Here is a 973-nt window from a genome sequence, read left to right on the forward strand (position 1 = left end):
AAATTGCTTTCATTTTCAATAAAGCCACCTAAGTCACCTGCGTACACATCTCTAAAATTTCTTAAAGCACGTATACGATGAAGCGTAACTCCATTAACTTCGATTGTTTCATCAGTAGATTCATACTTCTTTTTAACTGTCATCTTATCCACTCCTCACTTACCCTTCTTCTTACTCTTCTTATTCTTATGAGGCGGCGCTTTTACTGCTTCATCACGCTGTTTAAGCTCTTGTGTTAGTCTTTGAATTTTCTCGTCACGTTCTTTAATCTCTTGCTTCAGTTGTTTAATTTCCTCGTCGTCACATTCTTCCATCTTTTGTTTCAGTTCTTCAATTTCCTCGTCGCGTAATTGCACATCTACTTCGAGTTCTTTAATTTCTTGCTTCAGTTCTTTAATTTCCTCGTCGTCACATTCTTCCATCTTTTGTTTCAGTTCTTCAATTTCCGTATCACGTGATTGAACATCTGCTTTTAGTGCCTGTATCTTTTCACTTTTCCGTTTAAACTCTTCTCGGTACGCATCTATCTTTTGCTTCAATTCTTTAATTTCCTCCTCACGTTCTTTAATCTCTTGCTTCAGTTCATCAATTTCCTCGTCGTCATGTTCTTCTATCTTTTGTTTCAATTCTTTAATTTCCGTATCACGTGATTGAACATCTGCTTTTAGTGCCTGTATCTTTTCACTTTTCCGTGTAAAATCTTCTCGATACGCATCTATCTTTTGTTTTAGTTCTTCAATCTCTTGCTTCAGTTGTTTAATTTCCTCGTCACGTTCTTCAAGATCTGCATCACATTCATCAATTGTTTGCTTGCTTTCCATTAAATACCTAAACTCATTCTCTTTCATTTTTTTCTTAATATCTTGAACCTGCTCTTTAAGTGCTTTAACTTGGTTGCGATAATGCAATGCAATACGAAACATCACTCCGCTTAAGAGCAAAACTGAAACCACTGCTATCCATAAAATTTCAT

The 973-nt window shown here is 35.8% G+C and carries 1 protein-coding gene; it reads right to left on the reverse strand.

Annotated features, from left to right (window positions below; translation table 11 throughout):
* Positions 1 to 155: 155 nt before the first annotated feature.
* Positions 156 to 973: coiled-coil domain-containing protein (locus ACFIMP_RS09740; protein WP_375686337.1), on the reverse strand; the 818-nt coding region annotated here is incomplete at its 5' end.

Source organism: Bartonella sp. AP65SXKL (assembly GCF_042195725.1).
Taxonomy (GTDB): Bacteria; Pseudomonadota; Alphaproteobacteria; order Rhizobiales; family Rhizobiaceae; genus Bartonella.